This window comes from Hymenobacter tenuis (genome assembly GCF_054780495.1).
In genome coordinates this window covers 97,337-120,816 of the sequence record NZ_BAAGWF010000001.1, presented here as the reverse complement: position 1 = coordinate 120,816, position 23,480 = coordinate 97,337, and the positions used below count along the sequence as shown (strand labels likewise).

The 23,480-nt window shown below is 55.4% G+C and carries 23 protein-coding genes; 20 read left to right on the top strand and 3 right to left on the bottom strand.

Features of this window, described 5'->3' with window-relative positions; genetic code table 11:
• Window positions 1-74 precede the first annotated feature (74 nt).
• The 7 genes from ACYVGU_RS00560 to ACYVGU_RS00530 all read left to right on the top strand — a co-directional run bounded on the left by ACYVGU_RS00560 (window position 75) and on the right by ACYVGU_RS00530 (window position 7,687).
• Entirely contained in the window at window positions 75-476 is a 402-nt protein-coding gene (locus tag ACYVGU_RS00560) for an NUDIX hydrolase (RefSeq protein ID WP_460613011.1), read from the top strand.
• A 77-nt stretch (window positions 477-553) separates the two neighbouring features.
• The gene (locus ACYVGU_RS00555; protein ID WP_460620469.1) at window positions 554-1,327 is read left to right on the top strand and encodes a DUF3891 family protein; all 774 of its coding nucleotides are present in this window, start codon (window positions 554-556) and stop codon (window positions 1,325-1,327) included.
• Between the two features lie 127 nt (window positions 1,328-1,454).
• On the top strand, window positions 1,455-2,405 hold the full coding sequence (locus tag ACYVGU_RS00550) for a 1-phosphofructokinase family hexose kinase (protein WP_460613013.1): 951 nt from the start codon (window positions 1,455-1,457) through the stop codon (window positions 2,403-2,405).
• A gap of 318 nt (window positions 2,406-2,723) precedes the next feature.
• Window positions 2,724-3,368: a (2Fe-2S)-binding protein gene (locus ACYVGU_RS00545; protein WP_460620468.1), complete on the top strand. Its 645-nt coding sequence runs from the start codon at window positions 2,724-2,726 to the stop codon at window positions 3,366-3,368.
• Between the two features lie 12 nt (window positions 3,369-3,380).
• On the top strand, window positions 3,381-4,364 hold the full coding sequence (locus ACYVGU_RS00540; RefSeq protein ID WP_460620467.1) for an FAD binding domain-containing protein: 984 nt from the start codon (window positions 3,381-3,383) through the stop codon (window positions 4,362-4,364).
• A gap of 12 nt (window positions 4,365-4,376) precedes the next feature.
• Window positions 4,377-6,614, top strand: coding sequence for a xanthine dehydrogenase family protein molybdopterin-binding subunit (locus ACYVGU_RS00535; RefSeq protein ID WP_460620466.1), 2,238 nt, complete (start codon window positions 4,377-4,379; stop codon window positions 6,612-6,614).
• 281 nt (window positions 6,615-6,895) lie between these two features.
• Window positions 6,896-7,687 (top strand): SDR family NAD(P)-dependent oxidoreductase, encoded by a 792-nt coding sequence (locus tag ACYVGU_RS00530; protein WP_460620465.1) that lies wholly within the window; start codon window positions 6,896-6,898, stop codon window positions 7,685-7,687.
• A gap of 114 nt (window positions 7,688-7,801) precedes the next feature.
• Here the strand turns inward: ACYVGU_RS00530 and ACYVGU_RS00525 are convergent, their stop codons facing one another.
• Entirely contained in the window at window positions 7,802-8,176 is a 375-nt protein-coding gene (locus ACYVGU_RS00525) for a cupin domain-containing protein (RefSeq protein WP_460620464.1), read from the bottom strand.
• Window positions 8,177-8,449: 273 nt separating this feature from the next.
• Here ACYVGU_RS00525 and ACYVGU_RS00520 point away from each other — a divergent pair, with 273 nt between their 5' ends.
• Window positions 8,450-9,772 carry a hypothetical protein gene (locus ACYVGU_RS00520; RefSeq protein ID WP_460620463.1) on the top strand — a complete coding sequence of 441 codons (1,323 nt, stop codon included), beginning with the start codon at window positions 8,450-8,452 and terminating at the stop codon, window positions 9,770-9,772.
• Between the two features lie 255 nt (window positions 9,773-10,027).
• On the opposite strand, the gene ACYVGU_RS00515 is transcribed toward ACYVGU_RS00520, so the two are convergent.
• Complete coding sequence (locus tag ACYVGU_RS00515; RefSeq protein WP_460613019.1) at window positions 10,028-10,312, bottom strand: TIGR03643 family protein; 285 nt, start codon at window positions 10,310-10,312, stop codon at window positions 10,028-10,030.
• 244 nt (window positions 10,313-10,556) lie between these two features.
• On the opposite strand from ACYVGU_RS00515, the gene ACYVGU_RS00510 reads away from it, so the two are divergent.
• The 12 genes from ACYVGU_RS00510 (at window position 10,557) to clpB (ending at window position 21,811) form a co-directional block, all read left to right on the top strand.
• A complete protein-coding gene (locus ACYVGU_RS00510; protein ID WP_460620462.1) occupies window positions 10,557-10,694 on the top strand; it encodes an ATP-binding cassette domain-containing protein in 138 nt (45 codons plus the stop codon).
• Window positions 10,695-10,730: 36 nt separating this feature from the next.
• Window positions 10,731-10,934, top strand: coding sequence for a hypothetical protein (locus ACYVGU_RS00505; protein WP_460620461.1), 204 nt, complete (start codon window positions 10,731-10,733; stop codon window positions 10,932-10,934).
• Window positions 10,935-10,948: 14 nt separating this feature from the next.
• Entirely contained in the window at window positions 10,949-11,392 is a 444-nt protein-coding gene (locus ACYVGU_RS00500) for an ATP-binding cassette domain-containing protein (RefSeq protein WP_460620460.1), read from the top strand.
• Window positions 11,393-11,427: 35 nt separating this feature from the next.
• Complete coding sequence (locus ACYVGU_RS00495) at window positions 11,428-12,054, top strand: ATP-binding cassette domain-containing protein (RefSeq protein WP_460621981.1); 627 nt, start codon at window positions 11,428-11,430, stop codon at window positions 12,052-12,054.
• A gap of 662 nt (window positions 12,055-12,716) precedes the next feature.
• A complete protein-coding gene (locus tag ACYVGU_RS00490) occupies window positions 12,717-14,555 on the top strand; it encodes a hypothetical protein (protein WP_460620459.1) in 1,839 nt (612 codons plus the stop codon).
• A gap of 45 nt (window positions 14,556-14,600) precedes the next feature.
• On the top strand, window positions 14,601-15,338 hold the full coding sequence (locus ACYVGU_RS00485) for a glycosyltransferase family 2 protein (RefSeq protein WP_460620458.1): 738 nt from the start codon (window positions 14,601-14,603) through the stop codon (window positions 15,336-15,338).
• Between the two features lie 216 nt (window positions 15,339-15,554).
• Window positions 15,555-15,761, top strand: a complete 207-nt coding sequence (locus ACYVGU_RS00480; RefSeq protein ID WP_460620457.1) for a P-loop NTPase family protein — start codon at window positions 15,555-15,557, stop codon at window positions 15,759-15,761.
• Between the two features lie 210 nt (window positions 15,762-15,971).
• Complete coding sequence (gene bla, locus ACYVGU_RS00475; RefSeq protein ID WP_460620456.1) at window positions 15,972-16,823, top strand: MBL fold metallo-hydrolase; 852 nt, start codon at window positions 15,972-15,974, stop codon at window positions 16,821-16,823.
• A gap of 87 nt (window positions 16,824-16,910) precedes the next feature.
• Window positions 16,911-17,486 (top strand): hypothetical protein, encoded by a 576-nt coding sequence (locus ACYVGU_RS00470; protein ID WP_460620455.1) that lies wholly within the window; start codon window positions 16,911-16,913, stop codon window positions 17,484-17,486.
• A gap of 50 nt (window positions 17,487-17,536) precedes the next feature.
• Window positions 17,537-18,001 carry a hypothetical protein gene (locus ACYVGU_RS00465; RefSeq protein WP_460620454.1) on the top strand — a complete coding sequence of 155 codons (465 nt, stop codon included), beginning with the start codon at window positions 17,537-17,539 and terminating at the stop codon, window positions 17,999-18,001.
• 403 nt (window positions 18,002-18,404) lie between these two features.
• The gene (locus ACYVGU_RS00460) at window positions 18,405-18,992 is read left to right on the top strand and encodes a hypothetical protein (RefSeq protein ID WP_460620453.1); all 588 of its coding nucleotides are present in this window, start codon (window positions 18,405-18,407) and stop codon (window positions 18,990-18,992) included.
• A 203-nt stretch (window positions 18,993-19,195) separates the two neighbouring features.
• A complete protein-coding gene (gene clpB / locus ACYVGU_RS00455) occupies window positions 19,196-21,811 on the top strand; it encodes an ATP-dependent Clp protease ATP-binding subunit (protein WP_460620452.1) in 2,616 nt (871 codons plus the stop codon).
• A gap of 688 nt (window positions 21,812-22,499) precedes the next feature.
• Here the strand turns inward: clpB and ACYVGU_RS00450 are convergent.
• On the bottom strand, window positions 22,500-23,402 hold the full coding sequence (locus ACYVGU_RS00450) for a hypothetical protein (protein ID WP_460620451.1): 903 nt from the start codon (window positions 23,400-23,402) through the stop codon (window positions 22,500-22,502).
• Window positions 23,403-23,480 lie beyond the last annotated feature (78 nt).

The window sequence follows — 23,480 nt, the reverse complement described above, 5'->3', positions numbered from 1 at the left end:
TTTTATTAGCTTGCCGACCTCCTGAGGTCGGCAAGCTTTTTTTTAGCCATCTTCCTACCCAAACTACCTGGCCTATGCCCCTCATTGATAAAATAGCCTGGCTGCACCTCACCAATGGCCGCCTGCTAAGCACGCGCAGCCGCGGCAAAGACCGATATTACATTCCGGGCGGCAAGCGCGAAGCCGGCGAGACCGATACCCAAACGCTGGTGCGCGAAATCAAGGAAGAACTGACCGTTGACCTCGACCCCGCTAGCCTCGTGCACGCCGGAACATTCACGGCGCCAGCGCACGGCCACGGCCCGGAGGTGCTGGTTCAGATGACGTGCTACATGGCTCGCTACACCGGGGAGCTGCAAGCGGCCGCCGAAATTGAGGAAGTTCTGTGGCTCACGTACCGCCACCGGCCTGAGGTATCGGCCGTGGATCAGCTTATTTTCGATTGGCTCCGCCAGCAGCACCTGCTCTCTGACTAGGTCTTACTTTCCGGCCAACCCTCCTAGCCGAAAAGAGCCAGTATTGCGTACCTTATCTGCTGCTACATCCCGTCGCCATGATAGTTCGTGAAACGCCTACCCGCTTCATCTGCATCACCCAGCACGACCATGCGCACGTGGCGGGCGTGCTGGCAGCGCACTGGCAGCCAGCGTATTTCGAAGATGCTGCTCATCGCCCAGAGGTAGAGTTCGCCATCTATCAGCACGACCGGGGCTGGATTCCGCTTGACGACGCACCCGCCTGGAACGAGCAGACCCAAACTCCGCATTCCTTTCTCACTCACCCCACTGAGCCCCGTGTCCGGCACTACCAGCAGGGAGTTACGGAGGTAGCCCAGATGGTGCCGTATGCCGGCCTGCTGTGCAGCCTGCACTATACCGGCTTTCCTGACCTAGCAAAATCAGAGGTGGGCCACGCGTTTATGCAGCAAGAGCAGGCCCGCCAGCACCAGCTGGGCCACCAGCTCCGGCTTACTACCCCCGCTCAGCAAGCCAACCTCGACTTTCACCTGCAGCTGCTCAAGTTCTGCGACCGACTCTCGTTGTACCTGTGCCTAAACGAGCCGGGCACTGACAAAGCCCACGAGCACCCGTGGTACCGCGAGGGCATTCCGTTTTCTGATTACTTCAATTTTTCGCAGGGGCACCTATTGCAAGCACGCTGGCTTAGCACCCACCACGTGCAGGTGCAGCCTTTCCCCTTCGACGAGGCCTTTTACGTTGACTTGCCTTACCGAGAGCTTCCGAAAGATGCGCTAACCACGGCGGGCCTGGCGGCTTGTTTTGCCGCCGCGCCCGTGCAGGAACTGCGGGTACAGCTGGTCCGCTAAGCCGCTACGGTCGTACCTGCGGCTGAGCTCCGGGAAGCGCCCAGGCAACCCCGACGGCATAACCTAGTAAACACTTCCAGCCAACTTCGCCTACTGCTCCTGCCACTGTTCACTAACCTTTGCCTGTATGTCGCGCATCGTTACACTTACCCTGAACCCTACCGTCGACAAAAGCACCACCGCCGACCACATCGTGCCTGACCAAAAACTGCGGTGCGCTACCCCCAAATTCGAGCCGGGCGGTGGCGGCATCAACGTATCGAGGGCGCTGAAGCGGCTCGGTGCCGACTCTATAGCGGTTTTTCCGGTGGGCGGGCCTTCGGGCATGCTGTTGCAGGAGCTCCTGACCCAGGAACACATCGAGCAGTTACCCGTCCCGACCGTTAGCCGCACCCGCGAAAATTTTATCGTAGTCGATGCTTCTACGGGCCAGCAATACCGCTTTGGCATGCCCGGCGCTTTGCTCGACACGGAGGAGCAAAAGCATATTCTGGCTGCCCTACAAGGGCTCACAGAGATTCCCGAGTTTCTGGTCATCAGTGGCAGCTTGCCGCCCGGCGTTGAGCCTGAGTTTCTGGTTCGGATAGTGCGGGCCGCGAAAGTATTAGGCATTAAAGTAGTGATTGATACCTCGGGCCCCGCCCTACACGCGGTACTGGCCGAAGGCGTATACCTAGCCAAACCCAACGCGGGTGAGCTGAGCAAGATGGCTGGCGTAGATGAGCTGGATAACGAAGCCGTGGCCGAAACGGCCCGCTCCCTGGTCCGCAACGGCCAATGCGAAATCGTGGTAACCTCCTTGGGCCCGCAGGGCGCCTGCGTGGTTACGCACGACTTAGTGGACCACATTCCGGCCCCAGCCGTGAAAAAACGCAGTACCGTAGGCGCCGGCGACAGCATGGTGGCCGGGCTGGTATACGGGCTTTCCACGGGGCTTTCGGTGCGCGAAACGGTGCGCCTGGGCGTGGCCTGTGGCACAGCCGCTACCATGAACCCAGGTACCGAGCTGTTCAAAAAGGCCGACGTGGAAAAGCTCTACCATTGGCTTCTGCAATCTATGCCGGCAGCCGCTGCTTAGGGCTTTATTTGTCTGCAACCGCTAGTCTAGCCCTTACATGAACCTAAACCCTCAACAGCCTGAGCTGCCTACCTGGGTCTTTATGCTGTTGCGTTTTGGCTCCGCCGCCTTGGTTGTGCTGCTGGCGTGTCACCTGGTAAAATGCCAAGCCTAGGGTGGTTTCTTCCCCAAAGCCTACTACGACGCTAGGCTAGCGTGGCACGACTTCAGCCGCGCATACAACTTACTGGCCGGCTTGGCGTCTGTGGCGTATATTCAGTAGCAGAACGCCGCTTCTCTGGCTATTCCTTTTGACTTGCGCCTATACTCCTGACCATCATGGCAGACGAACATTCCGATCAACCTTCCCACGGCCAGCCCTCCTCTCATAATGAGGCCCGCCGAACGTTTCTAAAACAATCGTCCGTTCTTACGGCACTGGCCTTTACTCCTGGCCCGTTGGTGCAAGCCGCTGCCGCTGAGTTCGATGAAAAAGTAGCGGCCGCCATTGAGCAGGTGCCGCTTAAGCTGGAAATAAACGGCAAAAAGTATAAGCTCTCGGTAGAGCCGCGCACCACGCTGCTGGACCTGCTGCGCGAGCAGCTCCACCTCACGGGCACCAAAAAAGGTTGCGACTACGGCCAATGCGGCGCCTGCACCGTGCACGTAGATGGCCAACGCGTAAACTCCTGCCTTACGCTGGCCGTGATGCAAGATGGCCGCAAGATTACGACCATCGAAGGCCTAGCCGAAGGCGACAAGCTCCACCCCATGCAAGAAGCCTTTCTGAAGCACGATGGCTTCCAGTGCGGGTACTGCACTCCCGGCCAGATCATGTCGGCAGTAGCCTGCATCCGGGAGGGGCACGCCGATTCGGAAGGGGAAATTAAGGAGTTTATGAGCGGCAATATCTGCCGCTGCGGCGCCTACCCCAACATTGTGGCGGCCATTCAGGAGGTGAAGAACGGCGGACAAAAAGTGTAAAGCCCAGCAGGTATGAACCAATTTCAATACGTACGGCCCAGCAAGCAGCAAGCTGCCATTGAGGCCCTGGCCCGCACTCCCAACGCCCAGTTTATTGCCGGCGGCACCAACCTGCTGGACCTGATGAAGCGCGGCGTAATGGAGCCTCCCAAGCTCATCGACATCAATCGGCTGCCACTTACTAAAATTGAGCGCGACAACGGCCGCCTACACATTGGGGCGCTAGCCCTGAACGGTGCCGTAGCCGAAGACAAGCTGGTGCTGGAGCGGCAGCCCCTGCTGGCCCAGGCGCTGAATGCCGGCGCCTCGGCCCAATTGCGCAACATGGCTACCGTAGGTGGGAATATGCTGCAACGCACCCGCTGCCACTACTTCTACGATACGGCCTTGCCCTGCAACAAGCGTGAGCCGGGCTCGGGCTGCGGCGCACTGGAAGGCATCAACCGCATGCACGCCATCTTCGGGTTCAGTGATAAGTGCATTGCCGTGCACCCTTCCGACATGAGCGTAGCCCTGGTGGCTTTGGATGCGACCGTGCTAGTCAGCGGACCGAAAGGCGACCGGCGCATTCCCTTCCTGGAGTTCCACCGCCTGCCCGGCGACACGCCCCAGAAGGACACTAACCTGGAGCCCGGGGAACTGATTACGGCCGTAGAAATTCCCGATGGGCCGTTCACTAAAAACGTGCATTACCTAAAAGTGCGCGAGCGGGCCAGTTATGCCTTTGCACTAGTTTCGGTGGCGGCAGCTTTAAGCCTGGATGGAAATACCATTAAGGATGCCCGGCTGGCCATGGGCGGCGTGGCGCACAAGCCCTGGCGCTTTCAGGAGGCCGAAAAAAGCCTGATTGGCAAACCCGCCACCGAGGCCAGCTTCCGGCAAGCTGCCGAAATAGCCATGCAAGGTGCCAAAGCCTTCAAGCACAACGCCTACAAGCTGAAGATGGCCCCCAATGCCATCATCCAGGCCCTGAAAAACGCTACCTCCGTAGCCTAGCCCAACCCGCACATGAAAGACCAACTGCAGGATAAAGTCGTCGGCGACCGGATGAACCGCGTTGATGGACGGCTCAAGGTGACGGGCGCCGCCAAATACTCGGCCGAATACGAACTGCCGGGCCTGGTGCACAGTGCCCTAGTAGGCAGCACCATTACCAAAGGCCGGATTACCAGCATCGATACCAAAGCCGCTGAAAAAGCACCCGGCGTGCTGGCCGTGATTACGCACCTGAACTCGCCGAAAGTGCCGGGCTTCGCGGCGAAATCAAACCCCGACGAGCCGCCCACTATTGGGCAGCCCCTACGGGTGTTCTTCGACGAGAAAATCTACTTCAACGACCAACCTATTGCCATAGTAGTGGCCAACACGCTGGAGCAGGCCCGCTACGCCGCACGCCTTGTGAAGGCGCAATACGCGCCCGAGGAGCATCGCACCAATTTCGAGGCAAACAAGACCCGCGGCTTCCTTCCTACGCAAGCCAAGCGCAACCCCAAATCATCGCAAAACGACTACGACCGGGGCCAGAAAAACGGCTTTGAGTCGGCGCCCGTGAAGCTGGACGTGGAATATGTGCACACCTCAGAGATGCACAACCCCATGGAGCTGCAATCCATCATTGCGCATTGGGAAGCGCCCGACCGCCTCACGGTATACGATAAGGTGCAGGCTGTGAAAGGCACGCAGCGCGCTTTTGCCAAAGATTGGGGCATTCCGGAAGAAAACGTAAAGGTGATTGCCACGTTTGTGGGCGGGGCCTTCGGGAACGGGCTGCACAACTGGCCCCACGAAACGGCGGCCATCATTGCCGCCAAGAAAACGAACCGACCCGTGAAGCTGGTGCTCACGCGCGAGCAGATGTTCACGATGGTGGGTTACCGCCCCTACACCTGGCAGCGCATCGGGATGGGCGCCACTAAAGATGGCAAGCTGGTAGGCATCACGCACGAAAGTGTGGGCCAGACATCGAGCTATGAGGAGTTCACGGAGTCGACGCTGCAGCAGACGCGCATGATGTACACCTGCCCCAACGTCTCGACGCGCTACCGTATTCTGGGGCTTGACATTAGCACGCCCATCTGGATGCGGGGCCCCGGCGAAGCGACGGGTGCCTTTGCCTTGGAGTCGGCGATGGACGAAATGGCGCACCTGCTGAGTCTCGACCCCATTGAGTTCCGGTTGCGCAACTATGCCGATGTGGACCCCGACAACAACAAGCCTTGGTCGACGAAGTACCTGAAGGAATGCTACCAGATGGGAGCCGAGCGCATTGGCTGGAATAAGCGCCAGATGAAGCCCGGCTCCCTGCGCGACGGCGACTGGCTGGTAGGCTACGGAATGGGTGTGGGCACCTTTGGGGCTAACCGCGGCGCGGCCAAGGCCCGGGCAGCGTTGCTCGCCGATGGCACGGTAGTGCTGCAAAGCGCCACCACCGACATAGGCCCCGGCACCGGCACCGTGATGGTACAAATTGCGGCCGACGCACTAGGCATGCCCGCCAACAAAATCCGGTTTGAGCTGGGCAACTCCACGTTCCCGACGGCTCCCTCGCAAGGCGGCTCGGCTACCGTGAACACGGTAGGCTCAGCGGTGTTGGTGGCGTGTACGGCGCTTAAGCAAAAGCTGCAGCAACTGGGCGGTGCTGCCTTTGCTGCCGCCAAACCCGAAGACCTGACCTTAGCAAATGGCCAACTAGGCCTCCGCACTACCCCAAGTACCCACGTCTCGTTCGCTGATTTGCGCAAGCAGAACAACGGGCAGGACATTGAGGTGACCACGGAAGCCAAACCCGGCAACGAGCGGCAGAACTACTCGATGTACTCGTTTTCGGTGCACTTTGCCGAGGTGCGGGTGCATACCATGACGGGCGAGGTGCGCGTAACCAACATGGTTTCTTGCGCCGATGCGGGCACTATCATCAACCACAAAACTGCCGGCAGCCAGATGATAGGCGGCGCCGTGGGTGGTATTGGGATGGCCCTGACTGAGGGCGCCGTGATGGACCACCGGTTTGGCCGCTACGTCACCAAAGATCTAGCCGATTATCACGTACCAGTCCATGCCGATGCCCCGGCCGTTCAGGTAGCCTTCGTTGACAAGCCCGACATGATTGTGGATCCGCTGGGCACCAAGGGCATCGGCGAAATTGCCATTATTGGGGTTGCGCCAGCCATTGCCAACGCCATCTTCAACGCCACCGGCCAGCGCATTCGGGAGCTGCCCATAACGCCCGATAAACTTCTGGTGTAGCGCCACGCTACTAGGTTCAGCAAGCATACAAGCCGCCGCTGTCCGGCAAGTTCACTAGCCCGTGAATTTGCCGGACAGCGGCGGCTTTTGCGTTTTGCTCAAGTGCAACTAAAGCAGGTTTGGGCCTGCCTGGCACCTAGTAAAAGAGAGGTTGCGTCCACCTAGGTAATGTTCAAGTGGAAACCCAAATGCACTCCTTCCAGAAGCCACCTTTTCAAGAATAAATTGCCTGTTTATCAGTATATTAGACATAGTGTCATTCACCTTAACCCCCTACGGCCATGAACGACCAAACTGCCTTAATAACCGGTGCCTCCAGCGGTATCGGATTTGAGTTGGCCCGGTGCTTCGCTCGCGATGATTACCGCGTGGTGCTGGTAGCCCGCCACCTCGATGAGTTGAAGGAAGCAGCCCGTCTGATCCATCAGGAGTTTGGTGGAGTAGACATTGTGCTGCTACCTTTTGACCTCAGCCGCCCAGATGCCGCCGAACAACTCTACGCCGAAACCACGCAACGAGGCCTGCGGATTGATGCACTGGTAAACGACGCAGGCTTTGGCGAAACCGGCTATTTCACTGACACCGACGTTGAAACCGAGCTGCGTATTATTCAAGTAAATGCTGCCTCACTGGTGTATCTGACCAAGCTGTACCTGCGCGACATGGTAGCGCGCAACGAAGGCCGCATTCTGCAGGTAGGCTCTGTGGCGTCGTTTTCGCCTAGCCCTTGCCAGGCCGTATATGCTGCCACCAAAGCATTTGTGCTCAGCTTCACCGAGGCCGTACAGCACGAGCTTAAGCAACAACGCTCAGCCGTGACCATGACCATTCTGTGCCCGCCGCCCACCGATACCAATTTCTTCCGCACAGCCCACGCCGAAAACACCCGCGCCGCCGCGCATACCGCCTCGGCCCGCGCCGTAGCTGAGGAAGGCTACGATGCCCTCATGGAAGGTGCCGCCCGCTCTTTGCCCACGCTGGGAGCTAAAGTCAACTTCTTCTCCAGCCTGCTGCTGCCTGACTCTGTGCTGGCTACTCTCATGAACACGCAGCTACACGCTGTACACAGGTAGCCTTACCCCGTTGGCCTGTACAACGCCTCCCGGCCTTGACAGCCCGGAGGCGCTGTGGCGTGTGGCGCTGCCGTTTACTAGGGCCGTGGGGCAGCTCAACCGATGAGCAGGGGATTACGGCCGCGTCAGGCCTAGGCGCTCCACGGTCTCGCCTTCAAAGTCAAACTCAATGAGCACGGCTTGCTCCTCTCCTACCACCCACCCATCGTGGCCCGGCGCAATGGCTACTACCTGTGGCGCTACGTACTCCTCCAGCACCCCATCGGCATACTGAATAGCAAGCCGACCGGAGGCCAGAAACCCCACGTGCGCGTGCTGGCACAGTTCCGTCCCGATAATGGGCTTCATATCCTTCGACCACCGAAAGCCCGCCGGATACACCACCCGCTTCACGCGCGAGTTGCCGGTGCGCACTACGTCAACTTGCACGCCACCTACTTCGCGGCGGGTTGCATCCTTCAGAGGACCTAGCAGGGTGTCAGTTTCCATAGGTGTATAAGCTGGATTGAAACGTGGAAGAACTTCTTCAATATAGTTGATCCGCACCGCAAATCACTCTTAGCAACGACTTTGCGCTTGCTCAGATGGCTTGTATAACCGTGCTACTATTTTATCTTATCCTGAGCATGTGCTGCAGCGTATTGGCGTACTTTTGCTACCGATCCACCTTGAACAGCTCAGGTTTTATTGAATTGTATCCGACGGCTTATTTCCTGACAGTACCGACGGCCGTGCTTTATTGTAATTAGAAGGTAATTGTAGATGCGCATCTTGCATAAGTTGCTTGGAGGCTTCGGGGCTCTCCTAGCTGCCTTTCCGGCTCCAACCACGGCTCAAAACCGCATTAAAGACCAGCTCGGCTATGTTATCACCACGCAGGGCGATACGCTGCGAGGAAAGCTAACGGTCCCCCCTTTCGTTACTGAACACGGCCTGACACTTCGGGCAAATGAGGAGGCTAGTACAAAGAAGTTTGGGATACAAGACCTCCGCGGGTTTGGCTTAGCGGACGGACGGCGGTTTGTGCGGCGAACCGTTGGGCGCAAATACAACTCCGAGACTGGCACCACCGATTCGGCAACGGTATTTATGCAACAGCTTCTGGCTGGCCACGCAAACTTCTACCGCTACAACCATAATGTGGAGCGCCACCGCCCGGAGGTGGGAGAAGCTCCATCGGAAGCCGTGCAATATTTCGTCGAGCCAATGGGCGGGAGTCTTGTTGAAATCCGGCGCGCCACTTACCTGAGCGTACTGCCCGTTCTGTTCAAAGATTGCGCTGTGGTAATTGATGTCATACCCCTCATTCGCTTTAATGAAGAGCAGCTGAGTGACCTCACTTTGCGCTATGATACCTTGTGCCACGCCAGCACTCCTACTCACGATTATCGGCTTCCCAAAGTACCTAGCACTGTTAGGTTGCGGATAAGTGCACACGCTGGCCTTCAAAGTAGTCAGCTTTTCTACTCTCTTTCACCCGACTTCCAACGCGGCTGGGCTTCCTCCGAGGTGCTTCCTACCTATGGTATTGAGCTGCGTTTGGCCAATGACGGTCCTTGGTCCTTCATTGGCGGCGTTTATTATTCCCGGCTCCGCAACAAAGCCACTCAGCAGAAGACGGCAATGTTGGGCACATCTAACACCGGCGAGCAGCTCCAGTTACCGTTCAGCCTGGAAGTCCGGCATGCGCAAGTGCCGCTGCTGATCAGCTATAGTCTAACCTCAGGTTTTCTGCGCCCATACCTAGCAGCCGGTCCGGTAATAGGCATGTACATCAACAACCAGACAACGATGTCGTACACGCTCTTGAACTATGCTAATGGAGGTTCGGCTACTTTTCGGGAGGATGTTGTATCGGGTACGGCAGTGCCATCTAATACCTGGCATGACACCTTCGGAGGCATGGTTCGTGCGGGGATTCAGTTGAAAACCAAAAGCCGGCTTTCACCAACCCTTGAAGTACAATACAGCGCCGGCCGCGACCGACTATTTAACCCAGGTATCAATCAATCTATCATTGGCTTTGAAGCGCTCGGTAACCTGCATTATCGTACGCTTGGCCTTACTGCCGGTCTTGAGTTCTAGCTTTCATACGTTTTGCAGAGTTAGCACTAGGCCATTCTGCCTTAGCAAACACAGAAGTCACCAGAAATAGCGTGTGCAGTACCCAAAATCAGTCAATCATTACCAGTTCCTCACTACCGCTAGTCTAGTATCGGGCGGCTTTCAAACGCCTTGATTTATCGAACACAGTACCTAGGCATTAAGCTACAGGACATAGTATAATGTTACCGCTTGGATACGGCTGCTTGATAAGTAATGCATCAGCAAGCTATTAGTTTATCTGCGTTTAGAAATAGTGTTAAGCGTGATGCTTCGCTGCAGGCTGGATTTAAACCGACCATCGTCTACGGCACTTTTAGCCCGGTGCTTGGTGGCGCGGCCCTGCACTCTAGCCCGCCACATGCGCCACGACGAGGCCTTCATTTCTCGCCGCATCAGCGTAATCACTTCCTGCTCCGAAAGACCAAATTGCAGCTTTATGGCTTCAAACGGGGTACGGTCTTCCCAGGCCATTTCTATGATGCGGTCAATATCCGCCGCCGTCAGGCCTTGTTCTTTCATAGTTGCTTTCTCTTGAGTGTTACTGGCTTTCGGGCCAGCTACTCTATAAGCTGAACAGGCGGTAAGTGTTTCTGCCACTTACATAAAGGCGCCGCTACCAGCCTAGCGCAGCTGTTGGCTAGAAACCGTATTTATGCATCTACCAACCCCAAATACCGGTTTATGTAATAGCTGATTGCTTTCGTCAATCGAGTAGCCGACCCACCCTATGGGCGGCTATATCTTGCTTTTAGAGAAAGAACTCATGCTACTGCTACAAAACCTCGGGTACGCACACCCCAATAAAGATGTGCTATTTGAGGGTCTGAATCTGGCCCTTAATCGCCACCAGAAGATTGCCCTGATCGGCAACAACGGCGTCGGAAAGTCTACGCTGCTATAGATAATGGCAGGGCTTTTGGTGCCATCCAGCGGGCGCGTGCAGACTAGCTCTGCGCCCTACTACATTCCGCAGCATTTTGGCCAGTTCAACCACCTGACCGTGGCCCAGGCACTGCATATTGAGGCCAAAATCACGGCCCTGCAGGACATTCTGGATGGCCAAGCCACCGAAGCCAATATGGCCGTGCTGGATGATGACTGGACCATTGAGGAACGGAGCCAGGAAGCGTTAGGGCACTAGGGCTTGGCCAGGGGTTGCGTCAGCCCGAACTGATATTGCTCGATGAGCCTAGCAATCACCGCGATACCGCCGGCCGGCAACTGCTCTACAACTTCATCAAGACCAGCTCTGCCACGCTGCTGGTAGTCAGCCACGACCGGAAATTGCTGAATCTGCTCGACACGGTTGCGGAACTGAGCAAGCGGGGAATTGCGCTGTATGGTGGCAACTACGAGGTCTATGCCGAGCAAAAGCAGGTGGAAAGTCAGGCGCTCAACCAGGATATTAGGAGCCGCGCAACTGCCCTCCGCAAAGCCCGCGAAACGGAATGCGAAGCCTTGGAACGTAAACAAAAGCTAGATGCCCGCGGCAAGAAAAACCAATACAAAGCAGGCCTACCCACCATCATGTTTAACATGATGCGCAACAGCGCCGAACAATGCACCTCCCGCCTCAAGGGCATCCATACTGAGAAGTAGGCGCGCTTTCCCAGGAGCTAACCGATACCGACAAAATAAAGTTCGGCTTCGATGATTACAGTCTGCACAAAGGCAAGATACTTTTCACCGCCACTGACCTGAACTACGGCTACGGCCCGCGCCTACTGTGGCCTGAGGCCCTAAGCTTCCAGATTCAAAGCGGTGAGCGACTGGCGCTGCACGGGCTGAATGGTTCCGGCAAAAGCACCCTGATCAAACTTCTACTAGGCTACCTGGAGCCTACGCAAGGCACGCTCTATCGCGCCGTAAACAAAGCCGTTTTCATCGACCAGGAATATTCCCTCATTAACAACCAGCTTTTGGTGTACGAGCAAGCGCAGCAGTTCAACACATCAAGACTGCAGGAGCACGAAATCAAGATTCGGCTGGCCCGCTTCCTACTTACCTCGGCCTATCGGGATAAACCCTGCCACACCCTCAGTGGCGGCGAGAAAATGCGCCTGCTCCTCTGTTGCCTGATGATCAGGCATCAGGCCCCGGACCTGATCATTCTGGATGAGCCCACCAACAACCTCGACCTGCAGAACCTGGGCATCCTAACCTCCGCCCTCCACGACTACCACGGCACTTTGATTGTAGTATCGCACGATGAGTTGTTCCTGCAGCAATTGCATGTACAGCAAGCCATTCGGCTTACCTAAGCCACATCAATAGTTCACTACCTTTCACTGGCGGCGTGCATTGGTTTTAAGCCTTACAATCAGCGGCTCAGCTTCCATACTGAAAGGTAAAAGCACTAAGCAGCAGTACTGCCCACCTGCGGCCATCCTTGCAATGACAAGCAAATGATTCCAGCCAGACACATCACTACGCCTATATTTGCACTATATCTTTCCCTTTTTATCTGCCAGTTGTGTCCATTTGGCTTTATAAAATAATTTCGTTTCTCCGCCGCAGGCTTCCTGAGATAGTACTGCTAGTTGCTGCGTTATTCCTTCTTAAAACAGCTTTTAAGGATGTCTTAATCCATCCGGGCTCTTATCTCCTCAGCTCTGATGGCGACGGACTAAAAAACTATTATACCTACTTATATCACGTTCTATACGGCTACAACACTCACTTCAGTGGGATGATGTATCCGTACGGCGACCATGTGGTTTACGCCGATGGGCAGCCTCTCTTATCTATCTCGCTAGCCTATCTAAAGCAACTAGGACTACCCTTGCCTCACTCTGGCTTAGGCTTCCTGAATGCGTTTATGCTAGGAGCCTTTCCGCTCACAGCGCTACTGTTGTTCCGCATCCTTAGGGCTAATCTAGTACCTGTGTGGTCAGCAGTAATTGGGGCGCTACTGATAAGCTTTATGTCGCCGCAATTTGAGCGTATCCTAGCGCACTATGCCTTGTCGTACAGCTTTATTATTCCGCTCTACTGGTACCTTCTTATCAAGGCCTTTGCCAGCACAGAAAAGTACAGTTGGCGGCCCTTAGCACTTTATGTTGCAGTTGCTTTTATGGCGGGCCTGCTGCACCCCTATTGGGTTACGATGGCAGCGTTGCTGGCCTTGGCTTATGGACTTGTGGCCTTACTACAGCATAACAAGGCCTCTTCCTATACTAAAGGACTGACCGGACGCGTCATGCTGGCGGGGTTACTTTCAGTAGGTGTATTCCAGCTTTTTATGGTGGCTACTGATAGTGTTCCCGACCGGCCTGCTACTCCTTGGGGGTTTCTGCACTATCGCTCAGGCTTTGCCAGTATCTTTTACCCCGTATTAGAACCCCTGCGAGGGTTTTGGAAAACCGCACTTAAAACCGAATCGGCTGAGATTTGGGAGGGGTGGGCTTATGTAGGACTTATTGGCCTAGTAACCCTGTTCCTGACTATTATTCGGGTAGTACAATACCTCATTCGCCTCCGACCGGACTTAATACTAAAACCGGTGTTGCCCTTGCCGTTGCGCATTGGAATATATGCGGGTATTCTTAGTGCGTTATTCGCCAGCGGCGTTCCGTTTATTTGGGGCCTCACGGGGCTGCTAGAATACCTGAAGCCACTTAAGCAGTTTCGCTCCATTGGCCGTTTCGCCTGGATCTTCTATTACATATACACGGTGTATGTAGTATTTTACTTTAGCCTGCTTTTCCGTTATCTGCGCAATAGGCGGGCCGGCCGCTTTGCGTTGTCTTTATCGGTGCTGCTGATAGCCATTTGGGGTTGGGAAAGCCGCAATGCTACAACATCGTTTGCCCAACGCGTTTCGGGCATCGAGATAACCCAGGACTTTATGGAGCCCCAGGATTCGTATATGGCACACTTAAGCTGGAATCGTTCCGTTACCGACTTCCAAGCTATTCTTCCGATGCCGTTTTACCTGATTGGGTCAGAAGTACTCCAGTTTGGAGGAGGTGGTTCTATGTACGAATCAATGCGCACGTCGCTTGAGACTGGTCTCCCCTTGGTGTCGGCTTCTATGTCGCGAGCCTCTTGGAGTCGCTCAGCGGCTATCCTGCAGCTTCTCAGCAACGATGTACTGCCTAAAGAAATACTCCGTGATTTTCCTAACCAAAAGCCTCTGCTATTACTGGTAACCCCACATCCGTTGAGTAAGTCAGAACAGAACTTGGTGAGCAAAGCTCGCTTACTTCTGACTGACAAACGCGCTTCACTCTACGAGTTGCCTTTATCAGCCCTGAATGCAGAACCTCATAGGAAGGCTGCTTTGAGCGCCCTAGCTACTTACGAGCCGCGGCCCGATGTGGTGCGTCTGCAATCCTGGAAACCTACAGCGGGGCGCTCCCCCCTAGGTAATCCCAGTATAGCAGGTACGGGCAGCTTAGTATTATGGAAGGGCCTAGTACCACAAGCCCAGGACACTACTACATACGAGGCCTCCGTATGGGTGAGCTCCGTGAATATGAAAAGCTTGCCAGTTCTGCACTTGCGCGAACTAGACGGAAAAACCGGCCAAGAAGTAAGAAACCAGGAAATATTGGTTTCAACGGTCACCGATATATACCACGGGTGGCTTTGCTCCAGGTTAAGCACCCGGCTTCAACATCCTGATAATCGGTTGGAAGTATATCTGGAAGGCGAGAAGTTTGAAGCTGCTGATGTACTTATTCGGCCTGCCTATGCCGATGTATACGAAACTCTTGCGTCGGGCAGACCGTGCAAAAACAATCTTCCTTTACAGGATTAGAAACTACCACCAGGCTGCTTTACCTGGCAGCCGGCTTCCTAACTCATGCCGCGTATCCCTACCGACTTAGTTCTCCCGTGCTATAATCCACCAGCAGGCTGGGCAGCCAACCTTGTTACGTGTATGCGGGGTTTGCAGCAGCGCGTTCCAGAAGCCGATTTCACGGTATATGTGGTTAACGATGGCTCCTCTCAGCCTCCTACTGCGGCCGACATCACGTTGCTTCGGGCAGCACTGCCACAGTTTCACTATTTATCCTATGAACAAAACCGGGGCAAAGGCTATGCCCTACGCTACGGGGTACAACAGGCTGCCAATCCCTATTGCTTTTTCACTGATATTGACTTTCCCTATCAGGAAGATAGCGTAGCGGCAGTGTTTCGCAAGCTAGCAGAGCAGTGCTGTGACATTGCAGTTGGCGTACGCGACGATGCTTACTACGCCGAGGTACCCGCCATACGCACAGGCATTTCGCGCACCTTGCGGTTTTTCACCCGCTATTTGCTGCGGTTACCGGTGTCCGACACTCAATGCGGCATCAAAGGATTCAATACGCAAGGCAAGGCGCTATTTCTGCAAACGCAGGTTGACCGGTATCTATTTGATCTGGAGTTCCTGTTTCGTACGGCTCGAGTTCCGCAGTTGCGGGTAGCTGCAGTACCCGTAGAACTTAAACCGGGCATTATCTTTTCCCGCATGAACCCTCGCATACTAGCTACGGAGGGGTACAACCTACTTAAAATCATTGGCAAAAATAGCCGCCGATTAAATTGGCTACGGTAGCGGTTACCAGGAGGATATTCTGCTACCCTAGTGTCCGATAATTAATCCTCGAGGGTTTCAGCAGAACACACTTAACAGATTGCTTATTGGCAAGTAGGCCCGCCAGCTCAATGCATCAGGGCTGCAGGAGCACGAAATCAAGATTTGGCTGATGTGCTTCCTGTTTAATTGGCTTATTAGGACAACCCCTGCCGCACCTTGAGCGGCGGCGAGAAAATGCGTATACTGCTCTGCGGCCTGATGATCAGCCACCACTCCCTGGACCTGATCATCTTGGATGAGCCTACTAATAACCTCGACCTGCAGAACCTGGATATCCTAATAGCAGCTCTGCACGACTACCACGGCACCCTGATTATGGTATCGCACGATGAGGCTTTTCTAGAGCAGCTTCAGGTAGAGCGAATTATTCGACTGGATTAGCTCTCAGCAAACTCGATAGATAAGTGAGGCAAAATTTATCTGGATTTGCTTGCTTACTTTGAAAAACAAAGTACTTTTACTCATGTAATAAATTGCTCAGCACAACATCACAGAATCAGTCCTCCTGTTGCCATGACCAGCCCCAAAGGGATTAAAAGTAGATGGAGCTTAAAGCGCCGATTCCTAGTAGGTGCTGCGGTTGTGCTTGCGGTGGCTGCACTCATTTTACTGCCTAAGTGGAAAGCAGCCATCAACGATGGCGGACAGCTGCCCAGGGAGCCGTTTCGCATTGCTGGCAATCTCTATTATGTGGGCAGCCGTGATGTAACATCCTTTTTGCTTACCGGCCCCGCGGGCCACGTGCTTATTGATGGCGGCTACCCCGGTACGGCCCCAATGATTTTGAAGAACATTGCCACCCTAGGTTTTCGCATTACTGATGTAAAAATCCTCCTCAACTCCCACGCCCACTTCGACCATGCCGGTGGCCTAGCAGCACTGCAGCAAGCCTCCGGCGCGCAATTGTGGGTAAGTGAAGGGGATGCCGACATGGTAGCCTCGGGCGGGGCTAGCCACCGGAACGTGGCCCCATTGAACTGGCTTATATACAGCGGCCTCATGCGCTACCCGGCTCCCCACATAGACCACCAGTTCCAAGACGGCGCCCAGATCAGCCTGGGGCCTATTCGCCTCACGGCACACGTTACGGCTGGCCACACGCCGGGCTGCACCACCTGGGCATTTCCGGTCCAGGATGGCAACCGGGAACTGCTAGCTGTCAGTGTGGGCAGCCTGTCGTTGCCTATGCCTACTTCCCTGTTCAATTGGGCATACGATGCGCCACTACGCCGCGAACTAGAGCGCAGCTTTGCTACGCTCCGGAGCCTACCGGCCGATATCTACCTCTCCTCCCATGCGCGGCCTTTTAGCCTGAAGCGCAAGTTTGAAGAACGCACCACCGCAACCGATCCTGTGGCTCCATTTCTTGACCGGAAAGGGTATCTGGAGGATATAACGAAGGCCGAAGTCGCATTTCGCAAAGCACTTCAGGAGCAGCAATAGCCGCTCCTCTTCTAAAAGCCCAGACCGAATACCTACCAGAGACCAAAGAGTTTTCCTCCCTCATTTCAACCACAAAGCACTACTGTCATGACACTCACCAAAAGCATTTTGCGCGTGGCGCTGGGCACTGGCCTACTGCTGCTTATTCCCCTAGCGGCCAAATTGTTTGTCCCTGGCATGCTCTGGAGCCCCGGCGACTTTGTGGCGGCCGGCATCCTACTCTTCGGCGCAGGCCTCACGTTTGTTCTGATTGCACGAATGGGTAACAGTACCGCGTACCGGCTTGCCGTGGGTGTGGCGGTAGCGGCCGGGCTCCTGCTCGTGTGGGCGAACATGGCGGTGGGGCTAGTTGGGAGCGAAGACAACCCCGTCAATATGCTGTATGTCGGGGTGCTGGCGGTTGCCCTCATCGGGGCCTTTGTGGCGCGTTTCCGGCCGCTGGGCATGTCCAACGCTATGTTTGCGGCCTCGCTTACCTATGTGATAATTACGGCAATAGCCTTATTTATCTGGAAGCCCGCAGGTGCAGCTGCCGAACCCAATGTAGGCCTAGTAAACGTGTTGGTAGCAAATGGGGCTTTCGCCGCGATATGGGCTGTTTCGGGCTGGCTGTTTCGCCGCGCCAGTGCTCCCAGCTCGGGTTCCAGCCAACAACTGGCCTAGCAGTACAGAGCTTCAAACTGAATCATCTCTACACCTTACCTACTACTCCTATGACCGTAGCGCACTTTGTAATGGCTGGCATCCTTCTGCTTGTCCTAGGTCTCGTGTACCTGCTGGTAGCAAGCCGAGGCCGCAGTGGCGCCTATAGATGGGCTACCCTCGTGGCCATAACGGCTTCCCTCCTACTCGTGTGGGGCAACCTTGCCGTGGGCTTCATCGGCAGCGAAGACAACCCCGCCAACCTGCTGTATGCTGGGGTGCTGGCTGTCGGCTTCATCGGGGCCATTTTGGCGAAGCTCCAGCCGCAGGGCATGTCGAAGGCCATGTTTGCTACGGCGCTTGCGCAGTTTGCCGTTCCTTTTGTGGCTATGGCTATCTGGCGGCCTGAGCTTAACCTGGGTGTGCTATGGGTAATTGTGCTGAACACCATCTTTGCCGGTCTGTGGGTGGCATCGGGTCTGCTGTTTCGCCGCGCCAATGGTAGTGGCCTAGGCTTAAACCAGCAGGTGGCCTAGTAAAGTAGATCTCTAGGCCTATATGGGCTAAATATTCTCATAAACTAACAAACAGCAACGCCCCGCGACCACTCAGGTTCCGGGGCGTTGCTGTTTGCTGCTTCCGCTACTATCGGCTAGGGCATTGAATAAATTGCTACTAAGTTATGCTCTATATATTGCCCGCTATATTCTTGTGCATCAGCTTCACCGCGCATCCCGTAGCATGAAGAGAATACACCTGTTTGAGCTAGAGGATTTTTCATGGTTTCCGAAGTGGCTAAGGAACTGCCTCACCCGGCTTATGGTGGTAATGCACAACATGCTAGGCACCCGTCAAGAACTAGCCCATCTGTTAACCAGAGCCCTCCAGCATTCATCCAGCCCAACAATTGTTGACCTCTGTTCTGGTAGCGGCGGCCCCATGCTGGAGGTATTCAAGGCATTGAAGGCCCAGCCGGGAGGTGCCAACCTAACATTACTGCTCACCGACTTGTACCCGAATGTAGAAGTCGCAACGCGACTAACTAACAGCCATACTCCAGGTCTTTCTTACTCCCTGACTCCGATAGATGCAGCCGACGTTACTACGGAGCTACAGGGCGTGCGCACTATGGTCGGGAGCTTCCACCACATGGAGCCCGATACCGCCCGGCGTATTCTTGCCAATGCCCAAGCCAGCCGTCAACCCATCTGTATCTACGAAATAAGCGACAACAGCTTTCCTACCCCGCTTTGGTGGGTTTCGCTGCCCATGATATTCCTCATGTGCTTGTGCATTACGCCGTTTGTGCGGCCCTTGACCTGGAAGCAACTGCTATTTACCTACGGACTGCCTATTATTCCCTTCTGCTTTGCCTGGGATGGCGCCGTTTCCAACGCCCGAACCTACACCCTGGATGATCTCGACATTTTGATAAGCGATCTGGAAGCCGAAAACTATACGTGGGAAAAAGGCTTGCTCACCGGCCGAGCGAAAAAGCTGTATCTGTTAGGTCTGCCGAGAATATAGTGCCACCAGGAAACGTCCCAGCACGTGTACATATGGCACGATCTGCTCAGTAAGAGCAGCTCATTTATGCAATTTTGTCACATTAAATCTAACTATTTCAACAATTATAAGCCAAAAAGTCAGTAAAGGCTCTTCTGCACCCCGTTTGCTAAGGCACTCGTAGAACTTCTTAATCTGAAGCACCTACTAACGACCTAGCAATCATGAACTTCAATAACTATACGATCAAGGCACAGGAGGCCGTGCAGAAGGCCACCGAGATTGCCGGGGGCAACCAGCAGCAAGCCATTGAAACAGGCCACCTGCTGAAGGGCCTCTTCCAGAGCGACGAGAATGTGCTGTCGTTTCTGGCCAAGAAGCTAGGTGTGAACCTCAACATTCTCACGCCCCGCCTCGATGCTCTTGTAGCGGGCTACCCTAAAGTAAGCGGGGGCTCGCCCTACCTCTCCAACGAAGCTGCTGCCGCTCTCCAGCGCGCTACCGGCTTCTTGAAGGAGTTTGACGATGAATATGTATCGGTGGAGCACCTGCTGCTGGGGCTGCTGGGCGGTAAAGACGCCGTGGCTACCCTGATGAAAGACGCAGGCTTCAATGAGAAAGACCTAAAAGCGGCCATTAAGGAGCTACGTGGGGGCCGCAAGGTGACCTCGCAGACCGCCGAAGACCAGTACCAGAGTCTCAACCGCTACTCCCGTAACCTCAACGAGCAGGTGCGCACCGGCAAAATGGACCCAGTTATCGGCCGCGACGAGGAAATTCGGCGGGTACTCCAGATTCTGAGCCGCCGTACTAAGAACAACCCCGTCCTGCTGGGTGAGCCCGGCGTAGGTAAGACCGCCATTGTGGAGGGCCTGGCCCAGCGCATTGTGGCCGGCGACGTGCCCGAAAACCTCAAGGACAAAATCATCATGTCCCTGGATATGGGTCTGCTCATTGCGGGCGCCAAGTACAAGGGCGAGTTTGAGGAGCGCCTCAAGTCCGTCATCAAGGAAGTAACCGACTCCGAAGGCCAGATCATCCTGTTCATCGACGAGATGCACACCCTGATTGGTGCTGGCGGCGGTGGCGAAGGCGCCATGGACGCCGCGAACCTGCTCAAGCCTGCTCTGGCTCGTGGTGAGCTGCACTCCATCGGGGCTACTACTCTCAAGGAGTACCAGAAGTACATTGAGAAGGATAAGGCCCTAGAGCGCCGTTTCCAGGCCGTGATGGTGGATGAGCCGAGCATTGAGGACGCCATCAGCATCATGCGCGGCATTAAGGAGAAGTACGAGCTGCACCACGGCGTCCGGATTACGGATGACGCCGTAATTGCTGCCGTAGAGCTTAGCTCGCGCTACATCACTGACCGTTTCCTGCCCGACAAGGCAATTGACCTGATGGACGAGGCCGCAGCCAAGCTACGCATCGAGCTGAACTCTATGCCTGCCGAGCTGGACGAGGTGCAGCGCCGCATTATGCAGCTGGAAATTGAGCGCGAAGCCATCCGCCGCGAAGACAACCGCGACCGGGAAGCCGTGCTCAGCAAGGAGCTAAGTGAGCTGACTGCCAAGCGCGACACCTTGAAAGCCCAGTGGGAAAACGAGAAATCGGCTCTCACCAGCATTCAGACCGAGAAGGAAAACATAGAGCGCTTCAAGCTGGAAGCCGACCAAGCCGAGCGCCAGGGCGACTACGGCCGCGTGGCGGAGTTGCGCTACGGCAAGATTCAGGAAGCCGAAGCCAAGCTGAAAGCCCTGCAGGATGAAGCCAATGAGAACAAAGACGGCGGCACGATGCTGCAGGAAGTGGTGACGCAGGAGGACATTGCGGAAGTAGTGGCCAAGTGGACTGGTATTCCGGTAAGCAAAATGCTGCAGTCGGACCGTGAGAAGCTGCTGAACCTGGAGCAAGAGCTAGGCAAGCGGGTAGCCGGCCAAAGCGAGGCCATTGCGGCTATTTCGGATGCGGTGCGCCGCTCCCGGGCAGGCCTACAGGACCCCAAGCGGCCCATCGGCTCGTTTATCTTCCTGGGCACTACCGGCGTGGGTAAAACCGAGCTGGCCAAGGCCCTGGCCGAGTACCTGTTCAATGATGAGAACAGCATGGTTCGCATTGATATGAGCGAGTACCAGGAGCGCCATGCTGTGTCGCGCCTCATTGGGGCACCTCCCGGCTACGTGGGCTACGATGAAGGTGGCCAGCTGACGGAGGCCGTGCGCCGCAAGCCGTATTCCGTGATTCTGCTCGACGAAATCGAGAAGGCTCACCCCGACGTGTTCAACATCTTGCTACAAGTGCTGGATGATGGCCGCCTCACCGACAACAAAGGCCGGGTGGCGAACTTCAAGAACACCATCATCATCATGACCTCGAACACGGGGGCTGATATCATTCAGAAGAACTTCAAAGAGCTGAATGAATACAACCACGACGAAGTGGTGGACCGCACCCGCGACGAAGTAGTGGAGCGCCTGAAGCAGCATATGCGCCCCGAGTTCCTGAACCGCATCGACGAGATTGTGATGTTCCAGCCGCTCAAGCGCAAGGAGATTCGCAAGATTGTGGACATCCAGTTCAAGCAGATTCAGCACCGCCTGGAAGAAGCCGGCATCCGGCTGGAGGCTACCGACGAGGTGCTCGACTTCCTCGGCGAGCAAGGCTTCGACCCGCAGTTTGGCGCTAGGCCACTCAAGCGCGTGCTGCAGCGCCTTGTGCTCAATGAGCTGTCGAAAGACATCCTCTCAGGCCGCGTAAGCAAAGACGCCGTGGTGGAAGCTGTGCTGGAAGACGGTCATCAGATCCGCTTCAACAACGTGGAAATTCCGGCGGTTGGGTAATTGCAAATGACTTACTAAAAAGCCCCGCTAACGTTACGTCGGCGGGGCTTTTTATTAAGCTATTTATTTTTCCGTCGGTTATTTCTCACCAAGGGCACCCAGGCCGCTACGTCGGGCGGTAGAGGTTGACCTTGCTCTAAATCAGCGATAACCTTCCGCTCACGCTTACGACTAAAGCGTACCATACTTACCGTACCAAAGGCTAGCGCGTTGGCCCCTAAGACCAGGTCTACTCCGGTTGTCCAGTTATCATCACGCCTGGCGATGTACGAAATAGCACTGGCCACCATAACGCCCCCGCTAACGGCCCCAACTGTGCTATATAGTCGGCCCCATTTAAAGAGCTTGTGCACCACTTGCCGGACGCTATCAGGTAAGGGAGCACGAACAGCGGTGGCGCCCGGAGAATCTACGGGGTACCAGCCGGTTGCAGGCACTGTAGTTTGGGCAAAACTAGCACCGCACAGTGCTACTACTAGGGTGAAGAGGAGGATAAGCTTTTTCATATAAACGAAGGGGAAATAGATGCATAACTAACTGCCTCTAATATATAAACTTGCTACGATGCTTGACTAGTTACACTTTGTTGAAAGCATTAGCGAGGCATAACCTGCGTTTGCAGTTTTTCCCACTCCATTTGCTGGCACAGCGCCTCGCGTAGGGAAGCTGCTTCAGCAAAATGACTTGCCTAGCGCCGACGGGCAGCTTTACGTTCCATCCTTGCGCGGTAGGTTCGTCCTGAAGCAATGTGCTTTTCTTTGAGCCGGGACCGGATAGCTGGTGGCAACGGCGCACCGGCCAGGTAACTGGCACGTAGCGCAGCAAACTTAGCATCTGAGTAAGGAGCGTTGTGCACGAACATGTATGTAAGCCCACCTGCTGTCAACAGTAGGCCAGCGGCAACTTGGCCCCCAGAAGGCTCGCTGTTTTGGGGCTGTCCATACGAAGATACAGAACTACTGCTGGCGTCGGCCCCGGTCATGAGGCGTAACCCTGGCAACGCCAGTAGAATGGGCAGCTGCCCACCAAGGCGCTTGGCATTGAAAAATCCCTGTACAGCATCGAGTGTGTCTTGCCGAGCATCAGCCAACATTTGGGCATGAGTAGGAACCGAGACAGAAGGCACCTGACCACTAGGTGCTACCTCTGTTGACAGCAGTGGATTCTCTTCGGAAGCAGTGCCGTGTACAGGAAGAAAATTGCCCTTCAAACGTCGGCTGATGTCAACAGGCAAGTGGCCGGTGGCGGCCAGTTCCTGCAGTATGAGCCGCTCTCGGCTTCGCCGGAACTGAATACGCTTGTTTAGTCCAATGCCAGCAATCGCAGTACCAGCTACTACCCCGGGTGTCCAGACTCCGGCGCTGGTAGACTGCTGCGCGGGTAAGATGGAGGCCAGCATGCTTACCGTACCCAGTGCTAACCACCCGATGCCACCTCCGCGCCGGCTCCGAAACAGTTCATGTACGGCCCGCGCGGTGTCGGCACGAGTTAGGAGAGGTGCTGTAACTGGCACTTGAATGGCCGATGGAGCTGAAGACCCCACAGCAGGCATTTCTTGCGCATTTGCGGTGAAAGTACTTGCGGTGAACATAATGCTGGCAAGAAACCCAGAACAGAGTACACGTGTAATCATGTAAAACGAGGTAGTAAGTAATAAATCCAACCCACA